Source organism: Pseudoalteromonas sp. NJ631 (genome assembly GCF_000276645.1).
Classification (GTDB): Bacteria; Pseudomonadota; Gammaproteobacteria; order Enterobacterales; family Alteromonadaceae; genus Pseudoalteromonas; species Pseudoalteromonas piscicida.
In genome coordinates, this window is record NZ_AKXJ01000004.1 from 333,720 (window position 1) to 351,590 (window position 17,871).

A 17,871-nucleotide genomic window follows, 5' to 3' on the forward strand; every position below is an offset into this window, starting at 1 on the left:
GGTCAAGCTCATCTATCTCTGTCGGTGTAATCCCGCAATGTCAGTGATTACATTACTGATTGAACTAAATTCGCTTCACTTGTCCGTGTACTGAACTTTCCTATGTTTAACGAAAGTGATAACCAAAGTCACCAACGCCAGTAGCTGGAAAAGCCAAAATAGCGGAATAAATCCAAATGGCTCAACTAAGAAACCATTCTCATCAATGTATGAATCGGTGAACTCATAAGCAAGTAAACACAAAATCCCACTGATACAGCAAAGAGCACTTATTTTATATTTACGGAGAAAACTCATCGGAACCTCAATCTTTGAATATCGAAAGTGTTGGACGTTTTATAAGCGCATTTAGTTCACCAACACTTGGTAATACATTATCTCCCGATTTATCTTTTGCCTGACGAACGATACAGATAATTACATTGGCTCAACGGGCGATATAGCCAGCCTTTACGCCCTCACTTAAACTAAAACTGTCCCCCACAGAGCCCACCACCATCTGCTTGCGGTTTGACTTCATCAATTCACGCAGCACGTATAGCGAGTTAATGCCTGTACAATGTGCCCCCATCATATTTTTTAAGCCAAACTGCTGTAATTTACCTGCTGTCCATGCCAAGTGTTTATCATCCGCATTCATTAAATGGAATCCGCCTATCGCCGTCGTAATATCTGTGGGGTGGATCGTTTTTACTATGTGTTCCATCGTGTTGATGATGCCCGCATGCCCACAACCAGCTATTAATACAAAACCATCTTTGGTATTTATCACCAGTGACATATCTTCTGGAATGTTATCTTCTATATGGCCGTGCTTACCTTCAATTTTGCTATTTCCACTCCAGTTATGTTCGGGGTGAACGCGCTCAACATTGCCTGTTAACCAAACCCCTGGGTAAATTTCTTGCGCCTCACTGTATTGTTTGAAAACCACACCTTGTTTTTCAAGCGCGAGTTTCATCGCGTGCATGCGGTTTTCTCTACCTGCACGTTTTGCGAAAATACCGTGACCAACATGAATGCGAGACATTGCTTTTGCATTTTCTTTACTTAGCTCGGTCCTTAACGTTTCTAGTCCGCCGGTGTGGTCACCATGATTATGGCTTAGAATTACGTCTTCCACATCGGACAAATCGATCCGTAAGTCTCGCGCATTTTGCAGCACCGTTTGCGGCCGATTACCAGTATCAAAAAGAATTTTTCGGCCGTCCACTTCAACTAATGCTGCATATCCCCACTCGCCAATGCCACGATCCGCAAGCATGGTCGACAGCGTAGTGATTTTGAGTGCTTTGACTTGGTGAGGAGTTTCATTGGCAGCCGCTGTCGGTACCGTAATGAGCCACCACAAACAAATTAGACACAGAATATGTATACGGTGCATAAGAATTCCTTTTGCGTATTTTGAAGTTAAGTGTTGACGAAACTAACTGGGTATTGAATAAAAATCAACCTGTTACCATATTAGTCTAGAGCCAAATTAGTATAAATGGCCACATGAACGGCAGATCAAATTTTAGGAGGAAGCAGCCAAAGTACCACTTTGAAAAGTTAACAAGTAAACATGTTCTCTTAATACACAAAAGTAACTTCGACTTTGGTTTATGTCTGCCTACTCAGCAAAAGGTGACTTTAGGCGTAATACCTAAAGCGCCTCCCTTGCTTTAAACTCAAGTACTTGGGCATTGATACAATAGCGGTCTTGACCCTTTGGCCCTTCATTTTTAAATACATGGCCTAAATGAATGCCACTGCTTTTTGAGCGTATTTCGGTTCTCACCATTCCGTGGCTTAAATCTTTGTGATAGGTCACGCTGTCTTTTACAGGATGGGTAAACGACAGCCACCCAGTGCCTGAGTTAAATCTATCTCGGGTGTCAAAAAGAATCTTGCCGCTTAATTTATCGATAAATACGCCATCAGGTGTGTTTTTAAAGATATCATACTGCTTGCAAAATGGTCTTTCTGTGCCTTTTTGAAAGGCAATGTCAAAAGCTTCTGAACGACCTAGCTTAAAAGCACCGAGTGCCTTGTAAAACTCTTCTCTCGCCATAAAACCTTGAAAGCCAAGGGACTCAACACCATTTTCAATAAATAAGATCGTTGGCGTCGCCCAAGTCGCGGTTTTTATCATTAGCCCCTCGAGTTGATCTGCATAGCGAAAATGAAGTGGGATATCACCTTGATAGTCGTTTAACACCTCTTTTTTTAGTTTTTCGCAATAAGGGCAATAGCTTTTAGCATCAACAATCACAATATGCTTACCTTGGGCTAGCATAGTGTTATCTGTTTTATCTTTCGCCGCCTTTTCAAAGGTCACTCCCGTGCTGTGATCTGGGCAGTATCCCTTGGGGTTCTTGGTTAAATAGTTTTGATGATACTCTTCTGCTGGATAGAATTTTCTAAGCGGCTTAATCTTGGTTTGAATGTCGCCATAGCCTTGCTCAGATAATAAATGTTGATACTGCGCTTTTAATGTGTGGGCCTTGTCACTTTGTTGATCGTCAGTATAGAGAATGATCGAACGATACTGCGTTCCAACGTCATTACCCTGACGATTTTTTTGGGTTGGATCATGACTTTCAAAGTAGTACTTTAGCAGCGCATCGGTGGTGATAAGATTTGCGTTGTAAGTTACCTTTACCACTTCCGCATAGTTGTCTTCATCAAAGCGTCGGCTCGATTTAATGATTTCTCTATAACTTGGCTTAAACCCTTTACCGTCTGCATAACCAGACTCAGCATCTATCACGCCCGTCATTTTCTCATAGCGTTTTTCTGGACCCCAGAAACAACCAGAGCCCAACACTAACGTTTTAATATGGTTACTTGCGCCATCTACTTTAGGCTTGGGCATATCTGTCCCCGCGAGCGCAGATACACCCACACCTAACATCATGATAAACCCTATCGATGCGGCTACCTGTAATGTTCTCATTACTACCCTCTCAATACTGTATGTCACAACTAAGTATGATTATCACTTCATACTTATTGAACTTAATATGATTTACTGCGTATTAAATGAGACCGTCTAAGGTTAATTATCATTTCATCTAAAGTCGTTCATGATAGTGAAGTAGTGCTGTCTGCAAAACTGCAAAATAAAGGAATAGGTGTGAGTAAAATAAGTGAGAATCTCTATCAAAAGCTAACCAATGATGATGAAGCGCGTGCCTGTAAAGCAATTGATGATAAGGCGTGTAAAGAAGTTCCCGGTAACTACGTGCTTATTTTATTGAGTCAACTATTTAGTCAATTGGGAGATGCCCTACTCAACCCAAAGATCACGCTACCTTGGCTGATGCAATCACTCGGTGCTCCTGCTTATTTGATATCGGCTCTGGTCCCCATTCGCGAGTCCGGTTCACTGATCCCACAATTGTTTATTGGCCAATGGGTGCGTAAGCACGCTAAACGAAAGCACCTTTGGTCTCTCGGCGCACTCACTCAAGCTATTTGTGTACTGCTTATGGCACTGCTTGCATGGCAACAAACTGAAAATCAATTGTACGCTTGGTTGGTACTTGGATTACTGACGATTTTTAGCATCGCTCGCAGCTTAAGTTCTGTGTCGTCAAAAGATGTCATAGGTAAAACTATCCCTAAACAAAAGCGCGGCCAGCTTAGCGGCCAAGCCGCCTCTGTCAGTGGACTTATAACCGTTACATTTGGTGTTGGGTTTTTTATCGCTGCCACTCAAGTAAACAACGTCAACTTTGTGATCACACTAGTACTGGCAGCAATTTTTTGGCTGATAGGTGCGTTAACGTTCTCAAAAATTAAAGAATATGAAGGCGCCACCGAAGGCGGAGAAAACGGATTAGATAAAATAAAGCAAGATTTCACGCTGTTAAAAACAGACCCAACACTGAAAAAGTTTATCTTTGCGCGTGGGCTTTTGTTAAGTTCCGCGCTTATTCCACCCTATTTCACCGTGCTGGCGCAGCAGAATATCGGCAACGGAGCATGGGTGTTGGCAGCTTTATTAGCGGTGTCTGGGCTTGCCAGTTTAGTCAGTGGGGCTTTTTGGGGTCGTCTTGCCGATCAATCAAGTAAACACGTGATGATGTATGGCGCTACAATCACCGTTGCTATCACTGCAATACTACTGGCAACTTCTCTATTTTATTCTTCACTGCTAGAAACAATCTGGTTCATTCCACTTTGCTATTTTGTTATTGCTATCGCCCATCAAGGCGTGCGCGTGGGCCGCAAAACCTACGTGGTCGATATGGCTGAAGGAAACAAACGCACCAGTTACGTCACGCTCAGTAACACAATTATCGGTATTGTGCTTTTATTAACAGGCGCACTTGGTGTCATTGCCTCGGCATTTTCAATTACAGTGTTACTTGCACTCTACATTATGATCACGATATTAGGCATTGTGCTGACAAGCCGCTTACCTAATGTCACTGAACGGTAAAACCTGTTACTTCACCGACAAATTGTGTCTAAATTTCTCTGATTAAGGTAAAAACGCCGCAATTTTAGTTATCTGAGGATAAAATTATGTCATTGACTACGCGTTTTTCTGCTTTAGCGCTGGCGGTTGCCAGCATGACTTCTGCAAATGCCGCTGACTTTGAGTTCAATACCAAGCTTGCAGACGCTGATGCACTGGTACTTTTTCAAGCTGGTGAAGACCAAAGTAACCTAAAGTTCCTGGATAAAGACACTCGCAAACAATTGGCGCGCGCAATTGCTGCTGAAGACTTTAAAGGGGCATATGGCAAAACAGTTGAAGTATTGGCACCGGTAGACTCTGATTATAAGCGTATCTTCATTGTTGGTTTGGGTGATGCAGGTGCACTCAACGCGAGCAAAATGACCAAACTTGGCGGTAACTTACACGCTAAATTTGAAGGTAAAAAGCTGGAGAATGTTGCAGTTGCATTCGAAGACGTTGAGGGAGCGCTCTCAAATGCAGAGTTAGCAGCACAATTTGCACACGGTGCAAACCTTCGCGATCACACCTTCGAAGTATACAAAAAAGAGCCAAACACTTTTAACGTAAGCTATCACTTCGACGTTGCTGATAAGCAAGCAACACAAACTCAGTACAAAGCACTACAACACATTCAAGCTGGCGTGTTTTTAGCGCGTGACTTAACCTCTGAAGTCGCAACAGAAATGACTCCAGTAGATTTTGCAAAAGCGGCAAAAGAACTTGAACAATATGGCGTTGAAGTAAAAGTATTAGCACCTGCTGAACTTAAAGAACTTGGAATGGGCGCACTTGAGGGCGTTGGCCGTGGTAGTGAGCACGGCTCTCGTTTAGTCGTTGCACATTATAAAGGTAACAGCGAGACACCGATTGCCCTGATCGGTAAAGGTATTACTTTTGATTCTGGTGGTTATAGCATCAAAACCGGCGCTTCGATTGCACGCATGAAATCTGACATGGCGGGCGCGGCTGCCGTACTTGGTACAGTAAAAGCAATGGCGCTAAGCAAAGCAGACGTAAACGTGGTAGCAGTCATGGGTATGGCTGCAAATATGGTGTCTCAGTATTCAATCGCACCGGGTGATGTACTGCGCACTGCAGAAGGTATTAGCGTAGAAGTTGTCAACACAGATGCTGAAGGCCGTTTGGTGCTGTCTGATGCAATGTGGTATGCACGTAAACATTACAGCCCTGAGATCATGATTGACGTCGCGACATTAACAGGCTCTAAAATTCGTGCTGTTGGTAACGAATATTCAGCAATTTTCTCTGAAGATGATAGCTTAATTACAGAATTTACCAACGCAGGTAAAGTTGTGAACGAAAACGTATGGCGTCTACCGCTTGGCTATAAGGACAAACTAAAATCTGACATCGCCGATTTCCAAAACGTAGGTTCAGGTGGTCCAGGTGCAACAACTGCTGCAACTTTCCTACAACAATTTGCAGGTGACACCCGTTGGGTTCATATCGATATTGCCGGTAACGCACTTTCAAGCTCAGCCAAAGACGAAGTACCAACAGGTGGTACAGGCTATGGTGTTCGTCTTCTAAGTCAATGGCTATTAACTGCTAAATAAATCCTCAGATTTTAAGCCGTGTTAAAACACGGCTTTTTTGTAACTGCAACAAAACGGCAACTGGTAGCAATAACTTCGTTTCAATTGCGAGGTGTGTTATAAGAAATATAACGTTTACCAAAGCAACCAACTGTTATTGTCTATGTCCGATGTGAGTTGTTATCTATTAGGTGAGCAAGCAATTGTTGTAAATGCAACGTGTTTGCCTGATAGCAAAAGCCCAAATAATCAACGATTATTCGCCCTCAAGAAATGGCTTGATAGTAGCGGTGATTTTATTGATGTGGTGCCTGCTAAGTCTTCCGTTACTGCCTATTTAAAAGACCCCCGTAAAGCCGATGCGTGGCAACACCAAATCCAAGCACATTGGCAAGACCTAGAAATAGCCGAGGTAAAGCCAACACACCATCATATTGAGGTGTTTTATGGCAAAGAATTCGGACAGGATTTTGAACGCATAGCAGACCAATTACAACTGACACCAAAACAGCTTATCGAGCTACACTCAAGCGTTGATTATCAAGTACAATTTATTGGCTTCTTACCCGGTTTTGCTTACTTATCAGGGTTACCAGCCGCACTTCAATTACCCAGAAAATCCACACCACTTACCAAAGTCCCCAAAGGCAGTATTGCCATCGCAGACAGCTACAGTGCAATTTACCCAAGCCAATCTCCCGGTGGCTGGCATTTACTTGGACAAACCAATGCTACGCTATTTGACCCAAATTCTTCATCAGCAAGCTTGCTGCAACCGGGAGATATTGTGCGTTTTGTGGAGAAATCATGCTAGAAGTTATTAAACCTGGGCCACTTTCAACTATTCAAGACATTGGCCGCCAAGGACTTCGCCACTTAGGAGTAAGTCAAGCTGGTGTCATTGATCCAGTTGCGCTTAAACTTGCAAATACACTCTTGTCAAATGACGACGATAGTGCAGCTATCGAAGTGACCATTGGCTTATGCGAGTTTCACTTCCACGCCCCCACTAACTTTGTTATCGCTGGGGCAGATCTCAATGCTGCTTTAAACGATGGAGCGATATACCCTTGCTGGCGCTACAGTGCTAAAGCCGGAGATAAGCTGACATTTAAACAAAACCGCGATGGTTTACGCGCTTATTTGGTGGTCGAAGGTGGATTTACCAACATAGACAAGCTGCTTGGGAGTTATTCAACCGATCTCATGGCAGGCTTTGGGGGAATAAACGGCCGAGCTCTTAAACAAGGGGACAAACTAAGCTATACGCCGACCACCACCAAAAGCGCCGTTGGTGGCTTGCAGCCCAGCTATGAAAAACTCATTCACTTTATCCCAGGCCCGCATCTCGAGTTAATTTCCAAACAGACACTGAATGTATTAAACGACACCATTTGGAAAGTAAATCCCAGCAGTAATCGTATGGGCATTCGCCTAAGCGGTCATAGCAGCCTAGCGCATGCACATAATATTGCAACCCAAGCTGTCCACCCAGGAGTCATTCAGCTGCCTCCCAGTGGCGAGCCCATTATCCTATTGAATGACTGCCAAACCACAGGCGGTTATCCAATTATTGGTACCATCATTCAAGCCGATATGCGCCACTTGAGCCAATTGGGCGCGGGTGATTGTATCCATTTAAAATCAACATCCCTTATAGATGCAGCAAAGGAATCTCACCGAGTACAGGCGCATCTCAATCAGCTAAGGTTAGCGCTTAAAAATAAAGAACAACAAAATGACTGAGCTAAATCTCCTTCCCCTCTCAGGCATTGCCGTGATTGTTATTGGCTTTGCTCTGAGGTTTAATCCCTTATTGGTTGTCACCTCGGCAGGTCTAGTTACTGGTTTTGCCGTTGGGATAGACTTTGTCGACTTAATTGCCACCTTTGGCGAAAAGTTTATGAACTCTCGCCAGCTTGCAAGCTTTCTACTTATCTTACCCGTGATTGCGATTTTAGAGCGTTACGGTTTACAGCAACGCGCTAAAGCTTGGGTTGCGGGGATAAAAGGGGCGACCACTTCTCGAATTTTAAGTATGTATTTTGTGGTCCGTGAGTGCTCCGCTGCGCTGGGGTTAATCAATTTAGCGGGCCAAGCGCAAACCGTTAGACCACTGCTTGCTCCGATGGCGATCGGCGCTGCGGCAAACCAATACGGCGACCTGCCACAAGATGTAAAAGACATGATAGGCGCACATGCTGCCGCCTGCGATAACATTGCCGTGTTCTTTGGCGAGGATATTTTTATCGCCTTTGGTGCTGTACTACTGATGGATGCATTTCTAAAAGAAAACGGCATTGCCGGGATTGAACCGCTACATATCGGACTTTGGGCAATACCAACTGCAATTGCCGCGCTCATTGTTCATCTTTTCCGGTTAGCGCGATTTGAAGCAAAAATCCGGGCAGAAATTGCGCGCTGTCAGCAGCAACAAAGCGAAGAAGAGCAAACACCTAGCAATACAAATTCAGCGCTTAAGGAGGAGTCATTATGAGCTTAATGAACACTCCTGACGCACAATCTAGCTTACTTTCAATTGACAACATCTATTTATTAATTGGCTTTATTGTGATGTTTTTAGTGGTGAAAACGCTACAAGATAAGGCCCATCCTAAGCGCCTCACCACCGCCCTATTTTGGTTTTTATTTGGCTCTGTCTTTATCTTTGGTGATGCTTCTATCGCGTTGATTGGTGAGCGAAATACTTATTTATGGATTGGCATCAACGTGGTGATCATCGCACTACTTGCAGGTATGAATATGGTGTCCATGGGAAATTACGATATGCCGTGCGAACGAGCCAAAACAGAAGATGCAAATCGGTTTGGTAATAAATTGTTTGTTCCTGCTGTACTTATTCCAATCGTTACTGTTATCTGTACTATCATCTTAAGTGAGCTCCAGCTCGGCGATTTTTATCTATTCGATCAGGAACATGTGACGCTTTCAGCACTGACACTCGCTTGCACCATCGCTTTACTGGTGAGCTGGAAAATAACCAATGGCAGTCCACTACAAGCACTTTCTGAGTCTCGTCGCTTGGTCGACTCAATAGGCTGGGCAGCGATATTGCCACAGATGCTTGCAATGCTTGGCGGCGTATTTATCGTCGCAAACACTGGCACTGCTATCCAAGACTTAGTGACATTATTTATTTCGCCAGATAACCGTTTTATGCTCGTTGTGCTGTATTGTGTTGGCATGGCACTCTTTACCATGATAATGGGCAATGCTTTTGCCGCATTTCCAGTAATGACGGCAGGTATTGCACTGCCATTTTTGATCCAAGGGCATGGCGCTGATCCTGCACCGCTCGTCGCAATTGGCATGTATTCGGGTTATTGTGGAACACTGATGACACCGATGGCCGCTAATTTCAACATCGTGCCAGCGGCACTGTTAGATTTAAAAGATAAGTACCAAGTCATTAAAGTGCAAATACCAACCGCTATAACGTTATTGGTGATTAATATTTTTCTTATGTACGGAGTCGTTTTTTAATGTCCAGTTACAGTAAACCTTGTGTCCTCGTGACTGGGTTCACCCCATTTGGTGGTGAGTCCATCAACCCTTCATGGCAATTAGCTCAGCTATTAGAAGGTGAAACCATTGAAGGTCACCTGATCCACACAAAAGAGTTACCTTGTGAATTTGACAAAAGTATTGAGTCTTTAACACAAGCGATAGATAAGTATCACCCAAGTATCGTGATCTGTTTAGGCCAGGCTGGTGGACGCTGTGATATCTCCATCGAACGCATCGCGATTAACATCAACGATGCCAGAATAGCTGACAACGCGGGAAACCAGCCGATAGACACACCGGTTGTTACACACGGACCCGATGCTTACTTTGCCTCTTTACCAATAAAAAGTATGCTAAGTAGTGCGCTTCAGGCGGGGGTTCCTGCGAGTATTTCTAATACTGCGGGTACTTACGTGTGCAACCATGTGATGTATGGATTACTGCACTATCTTAGTACACATGACTTAGCGTGCCGTGGTGGCTTTGTGCATATCCCATACTTGCCCTCCCAAGCGGCGCACCACCCTGGTGCACCCAGTATGGACATTGACACCCTAGTTAAAGGAATAAAAATCCTATTAACCAGTGCTATTACACAAAAGCAAGATATTAAGCTTGTCGCTGGAACGACACACTAATAAGTAATGCCCCACAATGGTGCAGAATTGCACCATTGCACATCACAAAAAATTCACATTTTCTCTATTTCATTGTGTGACTTATCAAATTATTTTTGGTAGAACTTAAACTATCTCATGGTAACTATGCTTCCGTGAGCAATAATAATTTGTTGATATTATCAACACATCAATAGGAATGAGGAAATATGTGTTCAATTTTCGGCGTACTTGACATCAAGACCGATCCCCTTGCACTTCGCGAGCAAGCGATCGAAATGTCAAAAAAACTAAGACACCGTGGCCCCGACTGGTCAGGGGTATATTCGAGTGAAAAAGCCATCCTAGTTCATGAGCGTTTGGCAATTGTTGGCGTTTCTAGCGGCGCACAACCATTATTTAACCCTGAAAAAACACATATTTTAGCGGTAAATGGTGAAATTTATAATCATAAAGAGCTTGCAAAAGCACTGACCGTTCCATTTGAATTTCAAACAGAATCAGATTGTGAAGTGATCTTGGCGCTATACAAGCAAAAAGGCCCTGAGTTTTTAGATGATCTCAATGGAATTTTTGCATTTTGTTTGTACGATGAAACGGAAGATGCCTTTTTAATTGGTCGTGATCATATCGGTATCATTCCACTTTACACTGGCCGTGATCAAAGCGGTAACCTCTATGTCGCCAGCGAAATGAAAGCGCTCACACCTATTTGTACTCAAATTGAAGAGTTTCCTCCTGGCCATTATTGGTATTCAAAAGAAGGGGGTCCAAGAGAGTATTACCAACGCGACTGGCAAGCGTTTAGTGCTGTAAAAGACAATGAGGCCAGCCCCGAAGCAGTTAAAAATGGGCTAGAAGCCGCAGTAAAACGCCAATTGATGTGCGATGTGCCATATGGCGTGTTGTTGTCTGGTGGTTTAGATTCTTCTGTGATTTCTGCTATCACACAAAAGTTTGCAGCAAAGCGTATCGAAGATGATGATGCATCCGATGCTTGGTGGCCAAAACTTCACTCATTTTCCATAGGCTTGGAAGGTTCACCCGATCTCGCTGCAGCACAAAAGGTAGCGGATAAAATCGGCACAGTTCACCATCCTATTCACTTTACTGTACAGCAAGGGATAGATGCTCTGAAAGAAGTGGTCTATCACCTAGAGACCTACGATGTCACAACCATTCGCGCTTCTACTCCTATGTACCTTATGGCACGCTACATTAAAGCAATGGGCATTAAAATGGTGTTATCGGGTGAAGGGGCCGATGAACTATTTGGCGGCTATTTGTATTTCCACAAAGCACCAAACGCTGAGGAGTTTCACAATGAGCTAAACCGAAAGGTATCGAAACTTCATATGTTTGATTGCTTACGTGCAAATAAGTCGATGGCAGCTTGGGGGGTTGAAGCACGTGTTCCTTTCTTAGATAAGGAATTTGTCGATATTGCTATGCGTACTAACCCAGACTATAAAATGTGTAAAGATGGCCGTATCGAAAAACACATTATTCGCGAGGCGTTTGATGGCTATTTACCCGATGACGTATTGTGGCGCCAAAAAGAACAGTTTTCTGATGGCGTAGGCTATAGCTGGATCGATTCACTGAAAGAATATGTCAATCAGCAAGTGAGCGATTCAGATCTTGAAAACGCCCATTACCGCTATCCAATCAATACACCGGATAGCAAAGAAGCCTATTATTATCGCACCATTTTTGAGTCGCACTTTCCAGGAGAAGCGGCAGCTAAGTGTGTTCCTCACGGCAAGTCTGTGGCGTGTTCAACACCTGAAGCGCTTGCTTGGGACGAGTCTTTCCAGCGCAATGCCGATCCATCAGGTCGCGCAGCAAGCTCACACAACGAAGCATATAATCAAAAATAAGAAAGTAAAAAAGGGACGCTCGTCCCTTTTTTAAAATTATCAGTTCTTGCGTTAAATAAAACGCTTGATAATAAAGTCGACTTTCACACGCTTAGCCTGGCCAAGGAGCTTTTTCACAGGTGCTGGATAATCCGTTAGTGTCTCGAGATCATCGTGGCTTTCAATGCGACGGCAATGTTTTAAGATCTCTTGCTTTTCTAACTCAATTTGAGGCAACAACGCTTTGTCGGGATCTTCTATTAGAATGCCATTTTCAATATCTAACCCCCACGCCCTTGGGTTGAGGTTGTGACCACTCATTAAATGCGTATCGCCATCTTTGCTTACTCCCTTCAAGTGAAACGAGTTGTTGCCATCTTGCCACAGATACACATCCAGCAATCCGGCAGTGATGAAGCGGCGTTGCGACTTGATAAATTTATACAAAATGGTTTCGTACAAATAAGGAAGCGCACCAATTCGGCTAAATGGCTGCTCTGGACTGATATAGAAATCATTTGCCGTTTTATCCCCCACCACTATTGTCACCTTTTTACCTGTTTTCAGTAAACGACGTAGCGAGCGAAGTAGAGGAGCTGGAAAATTGAAGTAAGGGGTGTAAAGTACTAACTCTTGTTCTGTGGTATCGAAAAGCGCCTTAATAAGGCGGTTTAGCTTATTAGTTCTACGACCAAAACCTAAAAATGGACGAACCGTTAGACCTTCTCGACTGTTCGCCTTTGAAATATCATAGCTGGCCTTTTTCAACTGTTTCATCAGCTGTTTTTGCTCAGTACGAATGTCGAGTAAAGTAGGTAATGGGCGGATGTCGAGTCTAGGTACTGCGTCGGACGCTATCAGCACTTGATCGGTAAAGTGGCAAAAGCAATCTGCGAGCTGTGCTTGTTTAATCACAAAATAGCGGTCTAGGCGGTATTTTTCATCTTGATGCAAATAGACATTATTTAAACTAGCACCGCTATAAAGCAGGATGTCGTCAATAACAAAGCCTTTTAAATGCAACACACCAAAAAGCTCTTTTGCTTTTACCGGCACACCATACACTTCGACTTGAGTGCCTAGCTGCTCTTTTAAATCACAATATAGCTTGGCGTTGCCTTCTGACTTTTCAGCACCAATGAGGCCACGTTGCGCACGGTGAAAATCAACCAACACTTTTACCGTTAAGTCTGGATTTTGCTGTGCAGCCTCGTGCAATGCGTGCAATATCTCACGACCCGCCTCATCATCTTGAAGATAAAGTGCGGTGATATAAATACGCGTTTTTGCCTGTGAGATCAGTTGTAAAAGCGTCTGATGATATTGCTTAGCATCAGTTAACACCTCACAATCTTGTGCACTTAACCCAAAGCCTGGGGTATTCTGCCAAAATGCCATATGTACCTTTTCAATTAGGCTATCAACTCTTGATAGCAAAACAAAATTCTCTAAAACATATCAAAAAAAAAACCTGAGGTCATGAAATACTGCTGTTTTTTGTAAGTACTGAACAAGATTGCTCAATCTGTAGTCGATTTAAACAAAACAGTACAAATTTTTTGACAACTTGCCAATTTATACCAAATCAGATTACGGTTTTTTATTTACTTCCCTATTGAATTACATAGAATCGAACAAACTTTTGCTTAATAGCATTTTTTAGAATTTAGTTAGGAAAATTACATGAGCGATGCAAAACACTGCAAACTGTTGATTTTAGGTTCGGGTCCTGCGGGCTACACTGCCGCGGTATACGCAGCACGAGCAAATTTAAACCCAGTATTAATCACAGGTATGCAGCAAGGTGGTCAGCTGACTACAACAACTGAAGTCGAGAACTGGCCTGGTGATGCACATGGTTTAACGGGTCCAGCACTTATGGACCGTATGAAAGAGCATGCAGAGCGCTTTGAAACTGAAATCATTTTCGATCACATCAACAAAGTTGACGTGACGAAGCGCCCTTTCACACTCACTGGCGATCAAGGTACTTATACTTGTGATGCGTTAATCATCGCAACAGGCGCATCTGCTAAATACCTTGGTCTTGAATCTGAAACAGCGTTCCAAGGCCGTGGTGTATCTGCATGCGCGACTTGTGATGGATTTTTCTATCGTGGTCAAAAGGTTGCGGTTGTTGGCGGTGGTAATACCGCGGTTGAAGAAGCACTTTACCTATCAAACATCGCTGAAGAAGTACATGTTATTCACCGCCGCGATTCTTTCCGCAGTGAGAAAATTCTTGCCGATCGCCTAATGGATAAAGCAGCGAACGGTAATGTTGTGTTACACCTAAATCGCACACTTGATGAAGTGCTAGGTGATGATATGGGTGTTACTGGTATTCGTATCAAAGATACTGATTCCGAAGCGACAGAGCAACTTGATCTTGCTGGCGTTTTCATCGCGATTGGTCACAAACCAAACACAGATATGTTTGAGGGCCAGCTAGAGATGAAAGATGGTTATTTGGTGGTACAGTCGGGCCTAAATGGTAACGCAACACAGACTAGTGTTGAAGGTGTATTTGCAGCAGGTGATGTGTCTGACCACATTTACCGTCAAGCAATTACCTCCGCTGGCACAGGCTGTATGGCGGCACTAGACGCAGAGCGCTTCTTAGATAGCCAAAAATAATAGATAAATGGGTCGGTCTAGACCGACCCTCTTCCCTCCTTGCCTTAATTTGCTATATTGAAATAAATAACAATCTTGTAGTTTGTTCAATGATCCAACAACTGTTCCACCTCGCCCGCGATGACTTTCGTTTTCCACCAAATCACTATGCCCTGTCTGAACCAGATGGACTGCTTGCTATTGGTGGTTGTTTACAAGTAAAACGCCTGAAAAACGCGTATGCCAATGGGATCTTTCCTTGGTTTAATGAAGGTGAGCCAATTATGTGGTGGAGCCCAAGCGAGCGAGGCATTTTGGAGCTTCAAGATTTTCACTGTGGTAAAACACTAAGAAAAGCCCAACGTAAACTCAGTCCAACCGTCACTATCAATACCGCCTTTTCACAAGTGATTGAAGCTTGTAGAAATCAACGAATGGCCGCTGAAGGAACTTGGATCACAAATGCGATGTTGGCTGCTTATAAGCAAGCGCACATTCAGGGATTAGCACATAGTGTGGAGATATGGGATCGAGGCAAACTCGTTGGCGGGCTCTATGGCATCATGCAGTCTGGTGTATTTTGTGGTGAATCTATGTTTCACACCTTACCTAATACGTCCAAAATGGCGATGTGGGCTCTGGTAAATTGGCTCAAAGCCCATCAGGCAGATTTTATTGATTGCCAACTCGAAAATCCTTATTTAACAAGTTTGGGATTAAAAGTTGTACCAAGGAGCGAGTTTTTGACTAGACTTAAATTGGCGGATCGATTTGAGATCCCATCATCAATGTGGCAGCCTCAGGAGTTGAAAGCTATCTATGAATGAACACTTTCCTTCTAAAATCGGACTGAGCCAACAATTTAGTTGTAGTTATTTACCTGAGCAGAAGGAACAGTTACTGGTTATTCTAGACCCAAATTGTTACAGCCCAGATAGATTTGAACAATTGTTAGCATTAGGGTTTCGCCGCAGTGGAGACCAGATTTATCGTCCACACTGTCCCGCATGCTCAGCTTGTCAATCAGTAAGAGTATTAACTCAAGAATTTAAACCGAGTAAATCTCAAAAACGCAAACGCAATAAATTAAAGCAAGATTATCAGCTAATTATTAGCCATCAGGAGCGTCCTGAATACTATCCGCTATACGAAAAATATATCAGTCTACGTCACAGCGATGGCTCTATGTACCCACCTAACCGTCTCCAGTACGAAAGCTTCTTATTTTGTCGTTGGATGAACATTATCTTTATCGAGCTATGGCACAAAGATAAGTTAATTGCAGTAGCCGTCACTGATTCAATGCCTTATTCATTGTCTGCTATTTATACCTTTTTCGATCCTGAGTATGAATCACTAAGTATCGGCACTATCATGATCATGGCTCAGCTCGAACAGGCAGCGAAACAGAATAAACCGTACTTGTACTTGGGTTATCAAATCGACGACTGCAAGAAAATGCGTTACAAAACCCAATTTGTTCCAGCACAAAAGCTAGTTAAAGATATTTGGCAAGATATTGATCCGGATGCCTCACAACCTTGTGCTTAGTACCTCTTTCCTGCATACGTTTGCTCAAATGCAGGAATACACCTCCTTTTTACACCACAATTATCCAATAGCATGGACAAAAAACATGCGTTACTAGCAGACTTTCCTATGCTAGAATGTCGCCCTTGCCTATCAACAAGGCTCCAGATTTTGAAATGCGTTAGGAATAGAAGCAAAAAACTTTGGTAAAACTGGCTGAATAAATGACCAAATTAACAAAAAATCAGCTTGTAACTTTACTTATTCCCCGCTTTTGGGCAAAATCTGCATCGTTTAATTTAACCAAGAGGTGATACGCTACACATGGCGAAAGAAGACGTAATTGAAATGCAAGGCACGGTCCTTGACACGCTACCAAACACAATGTTCCGTGTTGAACTAGAAAATGGTCACGTGGTTGTTGCACATATTTCTGGAAAAATGCGCAAAAACTACATCCGTATTTTGACTGGTGACAAAGTTACTGTTGAAATGACGCCTTACGACCTATCAAAGGGACGTATTGTCTTCCGTGCTCGTTAATCTGCGTGTGTAGATTTATACTAAGTTGATGCCGTAAACTCGTTGATACCCAAGCGACTTCAAAATGCTGATGTTACTTAGGTATACCAAGTTCATTCAAGCAATTAGTATACACGAACGACTAACACTGAGTTTGAGAGACGATAATACCGCATCAAACTGAGTGATAACAAAAAGCCCAGCTATTCTGGGCTTTTTGTCGTTTGAAACTATATTATCTAACCCCACCGCTCAAAGGGAGCATCATCGTCTTCCGTGCTCGTTAATCTGCGTGTGTAGATTTATACTAAGTTGATGCCGTAAACTCGTTGATACCCAAGCGACTTCAAAATGCTGATGTTACTTAGGTATACCAAGTTCATTCAAGCAATTAGTATACACGAACGACTAACACTGAGTTTGAGAGACGATAATACCGCATCAAACTGAGTGATAACAAAAAGCCCAGCTATTCTGGGCTTTTTGTCGTTTGAAACTTTTTATTCTAACCCCACCGTTCAAAGGGAGCATCATGGTCTTCCGTGCTCGTTACTCTGCGTGTGTAGATTTATACTAAGTTGATGCCGTAAACTCGTTGATACCCAAGCGACTTCAAAATGCTGATGTTACTTAACCTGAGCTGCGCATAAGAAAATGAACTAAAGGCCCTTGTGGTGATCAGATCTTTCGACCAAGAAACATAAGATTACCAAGGGCATGGGCATGGGCATGGGCATGGGCATGGGCATGAATAACTTAGACGCAATTTTCGTAGATGTCGATGACTTTTGTTTATTGTTTGAACCTCAGTGGCTGGCACACTTGCTCGAAACAGGTGAAAAGCAGCGTATTAAGCCATCAAGGCTGAGTTCTAGCGAAGTTATGACTATTCTTATCGCCTTTCACCATTCAGGCTTTAGAGATTTTAAAACTTATTACACCAAGTTCGTTTGCCAATATTGGCGGTGTTATTTTCCTGATTTAGTCAGCTACACGCGAATGCTGAAGTTACTACAAACCGTATTACCTGCCCTATGCAGCTATCTAAAACAGCGATTTGCTAAGCCTACTGGGATCGCATTTATTGACTCAACATCGCTGAAAGTTTGCCACAACATGCGTATCCCTCATCATTAAGTATTTTCAGATGTTGCGAAGCGAGGCAAAGGGTCTATGGGGTGGTTCTATGG

Annotated in this window: 16 protein-coding genes and 1 pseudogene; 13 read left to right on the plus strand and 4 right to left on the minus strand. The window is 43.2% G+C overall.

Annotation, left to right across the window (positions count from 1 at the left end):
• Positions 1–75 precede the first annotated feature (75 nt).
• The 3 genes from A587_RS0110275 to msrA all read right to left on the minus strand — a co-directional run bounded on the left by A587_RS0110275 (position 76) and on the right by msrA (position 2,938).
• On the minus strand, positions 76–297 hold the full coding sequence (locus A587_RS0110275) for a DUF3955 domain-containing protein (RefSeq protein ID WP_017217510.1): 222 nt from the start codon (positions 295–297) through the stop codon (positions 76–78).
• A gap of 130 nt (positions 298–427) precedes the next feature.
• Positions 428–1,384: an MBL fold metallo-hydrolase gene (locus A587_RS0110280; protein WP_017217511.1), complete on the minus strand. Its 957-nt coding sequence runs from the start codon at positions 1,382–1,384 to the stop codon at positions 428–430.
• Between the two features lie 261 nt (positions 1,385–1,645).
• Positions 1,646–2,938, minus strand: coding sequence for a peptide-methionine (S)-S-oxide reductase MsrA (msrA, locus tag A587_RS0110285; protein WP_442852597.1), 1,293 nt, complete (start codon positions 2,936–2,938; stop codon positions 1,646–1,648).
• Positions 2,939–3,118: 180 nt separating this feature from the next.
• On the opposite strand from msrA, the gene A587_RS0110290 reads away from it, so the two are divergent.
• The 8 genes from A587_RS0110290 to asnB all read left to right on the plus strand — a co-directional run bounded on the left by A587_RS0110290 (position 3,119) and on the right by asnB (position 12,034).
• The gene (locus A587_RS0110290) at positions 3,119–4,429 is read left to right on the plus strand and encodes an MFS transporter (RefSeq protein ID WP_017217513.1); all 1,311 of its coding nucleotides are present in this window, start codon (positions 3,119–3,121) and stop codon (positions 4,427–4,429) included.
• 86 nt (positions 4,430–4,515) lie between these two features.
• A complete protein-coding gene (locus tag A587_RS0110295; protein ID WP_017217514.1) occupies positions 4,516–6,030 on the plus strand; it encodes a leucyl aminopeptidase in 1,515 nt (504 codons plus the stop codon).
• A gap of 142 nt (positions 6,031–6,172) precedes the next feature.
• Positions 6,173–6,823, plus strand: coding sequence for a 5-oxoprolinase subunit PxpB (gene pxpB / locus A587_RS0110300; protein ID WP_017217515.1), 651 nt, complete (start codon positions 6,173–6,175; stop codon positions 6,821–6,823).
• Positions 6,817–7,755 carry a biotin-dependent carboxyltransferase family protein gene (locus A587_RS0110305; protein WP_017217516.1) on the plus strand — a complete coding sequence of 313 codons (939 nt, stop codon included), beginning with the start codon at positions 6,817–6,819 and terminating at the stop codon, positions 7,753–7,755. Before pxpB ends, A587_RS0110305 begins: the two co-directional genes overlap by 7 nt.
• Positions 7,748–8,506: a DUF969 domain-containing protein gene (locus tag A587_RS0110310; RefSeq protein ID WP_010372454.1), complete on the plus strand. Its 759-nt coding sequence runs from the start codon at positions 7,748–7,750 to the stop codon at positions 8,504–8,506. The genes A587_RS0110305 and A587_RS0110310 overlap by 8 nt, the downstream gene beginning before the upstream one ends.
• Complete coding sequence (locus tag A587_RS0110315; RefSeq protein ID WP_017217517.1) at positions 8,503–9,513, plus strand: DUF979 domain-containing protein; 1,011 nt, start codon at positions 8,503–8,505, stop codon at positions 9,511–9,513. The genes A587_RS0110310 and A587_RS0110315 overlap by 4 nt, the downstream gene beginning before the upstream one ends.
• Positions 9,513–10,175 carry a pyroglutamyl-peptidase I gene (gene pcp, locus A587_RS0110320; protein WP_017217518.1) on the plus strand — a complete coding sequence of 221 codons (663 nt, stop codon included), beginning with the start codon at positions 9,513–9,515 and terminating at the stop codon, positions 10,173–10,175. The genes A587_RS0110315 and pcp overlap by 1 nt, the downstream gene beginning before the upstream one ends.
• A 188-nt stretch (positions 10,176–10,363) precedes the next feature.
• Positions 10,364–12,034 (plus strand): asparagine synthase B, encoded by a 1,671-nt coding sequence (gene asnB / locus A587_RS0110325; RefSeq protein WP_017217519.1) that lies wholly within the window; start codon positions 10,364–10,366, stop codon positions 12,032–12,034.
• A 51-nt stretch (positions 12,035–12,085) separates the two neighbouring features.
• Here the strand turns inward: asnB and pssA are convergent, their stop codons facing one another.
• Positions 12,086–13,411 carry a CDP-diacylglycerol--serine O-phosphatidyltransferase gene (gene pssA / locus A587_RS0110330; RefSeq protein WP_017217520.1) on the minus strand — a complete coding sequence of 442 codons (1,326 nt, stop codon included), beginning with the start codon at positions 13,409–13,411 and terminating at the stop codon, positions 12,086–12,088.
• 285 nt (positions 13,412–13,696) lie between these two features.
• Here pssA and trxB point away from each other — a divergent pair, with 285 nt between their 5' ends.
• The 5 genes and pseudogenes from trxB to A587_RS23940 form a co-directional block, all read left to right on the plus strand.
• The gene (gene trxB, locus A587_RS0110335) at positions 13,697–14,650 is read left to right on the plus strand and encodes a thioredoxin-disulfide reductase (protein WP_017217521.1); all 954 of its coding nucleotides are present in this window, start codon (positions 13,697–13,699) and stop codon (positions 14,648–14,650) included.
• A gap of 89 nt (positions 14,651–14,739) precedes the next feature.
• Positions 14,740–15,456, plus strand: a complete 717-nt coding sequence (aat, locus tag A587_RS0110340; protein ID WP_017217522.1) for a leucyl/phenylalanyl-tRNA--protein transferase — start codon at positions 14,740–14,742, stop codon at positions 15,454–15,456.
• Complete coding sequence (locus A587_RS0110345) at positions 15,449–16,180, plus strand: arginyltransferase (RefSeq protein WP_010372445.1); 732 nt, start codon at positions 15,449–15,451, stop codon at positions 16,178–16,180. The genes aat and A587_RS0110345 overlap by 8 nt, the downstream gene beginning before the upstream one ends.
• A gap of 303 nt (positions 16,181–16,483) precedes the next feature.
• Positions 16,484–16,702, plus strand: coding sequence for a translation initiation factor IF-1 (infA, locus tag A587_RS0110350; protein WP_002962494.1), 219 nt, complete (start codon positions 16,484–16,486; stop codon positions 16,700–16,702).
• 726 nt (positions 16,703–17,428) lie between these two features.
• A pseudogene (locus A587_RS23940) lies at positions 17,429–17,815 on the plus strand (IS982 family transposase); the annotation flags it as partial.
• Positions 17,816–17,871 lie beyond the last annotated feature (56 nt).

Coding starts and splice junctions, on each gene's coding strand:
- infA (WP_002962494.1), top strand. CDS start 16,484: ATGGCGAAAGAAGACGTAATTGAAATGCAAGGCACGGTCCTTGACACG.
- A587_RS0110275 (WP_017217510.1), bottom strand. CDS start 297: ATGAGTTTTCTCCGTAAATATAAAATAAGTGCTCTTTGCTGTATCAGT.
- A587_RS0110305 (WP_017217516.1), top strand. CDS start 6,817: ATGCTAGAAGTTATTAAACCTGGGCCACTTTCAACTATTCAAGACATT.
- pcp (WP_017217518.1), top strand. CDS start 9,513: ATGTCCAGTTACAGTAAACCTTGTGTCCTCGTGACTGGGTTCACCCCA.
- pssA (WP_017217520.1), bottom strand. CDS start 13,411: ATGGCATTTTGGCAGAATACCCCAGGCTTTGGGTTAAGTGCACAAGAT.
- A587_RS0110280 (WP_017217511.1), bottom strand. CDS start 1,384: ATGCACCGTATACATATTCTGTGTCTAATTTGTTTGTGGTGGCTCATT.
- A587_RS0110295 (WP_017217514.1), top strand. CDS start 4,516: ATGTCATTGACTACGCGTTTTTCTGCTTTAGCGCTGGCGGTTGCCAGC.
- A587_RS0110315 (WP_017217517.1), top strand. CDS start 8,503: ATGAGCTTAATGAACACTCCTGACGCACAATCTAGCTTACTTTCAATT.
- trxB (WP_017217521.1), top strand. CDS start 13,697: ATGAGCGATGCAAAACACTGCAAACTGTTGATTTTAGGTTCGGGTCCT.
- A587_RS0110310 (WP_010372454.1), top strand. CDS start 7,748: ATGACTGAGCTAAATCTCCTTCCCCTCTCAGGCATTGCCGTGATTGTT.
- msrA (WP_442852597.1), bottom strand. CDS start 2,938: ATGAGAACATTACAGGTAGCCGCATCGATAGGGTTTATCATGATGTTA.
- A587_RS0110345 (WP_010372445.1), top strand. CDS start 15,449: ATGAATGAACACTTTCCTTCTAAAATCGGACTGAGCCAACAATTTAGT.
- pxpB (WP_017217515.1), top strand. CDS start 6,173: ATGTCCGATGTGAGTTGTTATCTATTAGGTGAGCAAGCAATTGTTGTA.
- aat (WP_017217522.1), top strand. CDS start 14,740: ATGATCCAACAACTGTTCCACCTCGCCCGCGATGACTTTCGTTTTCCA.
- asnB (WP_017217519.1), top strand. CDS start 10,364: ATGTGTTCAATTTTCGGCGTACTTGACATCAAGACCGATCCCCTTGCA.